This is a genomic window from Clostridium sp. (assembly GCF_051650885.1).
In the GTDB taxonomy this organism is placed as follows: Bacteria; Bacillota; Clostridia; order Clostridiales; family Clostridiaceae; genus Clostridium.
This window is the reverse complement of record NZ_JBOFRG010000274.1, coordinates 1-1,803: the sequence shown is the minus strand read 5'-3', so window position 1 is coordinate 1,803 and position 1,803 is coordinate 1. Positions and strand designations below refer to the sequence as shown.

Genomic DNA, 1,803 nt, shown 5'->3' with positions numbered 1-1,803 from the left:
CTAAAAAGCAGGACTCAAAAAAATTTTTTGAGTCCTGCTTTTACTATGCTAAACCTACTTCACTTCTTGATGCAGAAGTTGGCATCTTTTTATTAATCATTTTTGTTCTTATTATATGTACAATCATAGAAATTACTATTGCAACAACTAAATTAACACAAATAGTTAAGACTAAAGTAAGGATTAATTCCATTCCGTCTAACTTATCCTTCTTATATAAATCCCTACATAATCTCCATTCAGTCATATTATAAGAAACTACAATAAGAATTGCTGCTAAAACTGTTAATGGAACAAATTGTAATAATGGTATAAATACAAGTAATACAACTAATAAAATCGCTGCATGTACAATTCCTGCAAGAGGAGTTCTAGCACCATTTTTTACACTTGCTGTACTTCTTGCAATAGCTCCTGTTGCTGGTATCCCTCCAAAAAGTGATAATACTATATTTGCAATTCCTTGACTTACTAATTCTGTATTAGAATTATGAGTATGTCCTAACATATCATCTGTTACAACTGCTGTTAATAAAGCTTGTATATATCCTAAAATCGCTATAGTTATCGCAGGCATTAATAAGCTTTCCATATTTGCAAGAGTTAAATTTGGTATCTCTGGCATAGGGATATTTGAACTAATTGTTCCAAATGTACTTCCTACAGTTGGCGTATCTATACCTAATACTTGAACTCCTATCGTTACAAAAACTAATGCTACTAATGAACTTGGAATAACTTTATTTATCTTAGGAAAGAAAATTATTATTCCTATAGCTATTATCCCTATAATCAACGTTTGAATACTTATAGTCTTGATTGCATGTCCATAAGTAATCCATTTTCCAAAAAAGTCTATAGGTAGCTTTCCTGTTTTAAGCCCTAGAAATTCTTGTATTTGTGCTGTGAACAACACAACTCCTATTCCTGCAGTAAACCCCAATATAATACTACGTGGAATATGCTTAATTAAATTTCCTAATTTAAATACCCCTAATAAAATGAGAATAACACCTGCCATCAATGTAGCAACTAACAATCCCCCAAATCCATGTTTTTGTATTATTCCATAAACAATTACAACAAATCCTCCAGTAGGCCCACCAATTTGAACCCTACTTCCTCCAAATAAAGATACACAAAGACTTGCTAAAATAGCCGTCAATAATCCTTTTGCTGGACTTACCCCTGATGATATTCCAATTGCAATAGAAAGCGGTAATGCTATTATTGCAACGACACTTCCTGCAATAACATCATTAATGACCTGTTCCTTACTAATCCATGTCTTTCTATGCTTTATCATAGAAAAAAACTCTGGTTTTCTCACTAACAAAACTTCCTTTCATAGTAGCAGCATTATTTTACCTTACTACACTTAATTATTTTTACACGCGTTGAAAAGAGAAAGACCATTCTTCCTCTTTTCTTTACTTTTGAGATAAATTTTTTGTAAACTAAATTTTCCCACGAAAAAAAGGATAGTATTTACTATCCTTTCTCTTGTTTTCACTTGGCAACTTCCTACTCTCCCACACAGTCTCCCGTGCAGTACCATCGGCGTTATAGAGCTTAACTTTCCTGTTCGGAATGGGAAGGAGTGTACCCTCTATGCCATCATCACCAAATTCAGATGTTCTCTGAAAATTGCACTTGAAATAATCATTAATATTATATTGGTCAAGCCCTCGATCTATTAGTATTGGTCAGCTGAACGTATTGCTACGCTTACACCCCCAACCTATCAACCTTGTGTTCTTCAAGGGATCTTACTAGCTTACGCTATGGGAAATCTCATCTTGA

Annotated in this window: 1 protein-coding gene and 2 rRNA genes; all 3 read right to left on the bottom strand. The window is 33.4% G+C overall.

Going from position 1 to position 1,803, the window contains the following annotated elements:
* Positions 1–43 precede the first annotated feature (43 nt).
* Positions 44–1,330: a SulP family inorganic anion transporter gene (locus ACRC28_RS13255; RefSeq protein WP_438543926.1), complete on the bottom strand. Its 1,287-nt coding sequence runs from the start codon at positions 1,328–1,330 to the stop codon at positions 44–46.
* A 181-nt stretch (positions 1,331–1,511) separates the two neighbouring features.
* A 5S ribosomal RNA gene (rrf, locus tag ACRC28_RS13250) occupies positions 1,512–1,628 on the bottom strand.
* Positions 1,629–1,676: 48 nt separating this feature from the next.
* Positions 1,677–1,803 (bottom strand): 23S ribosomal RNA (locus ACRC28_RS13245); the annotation flags it as partial.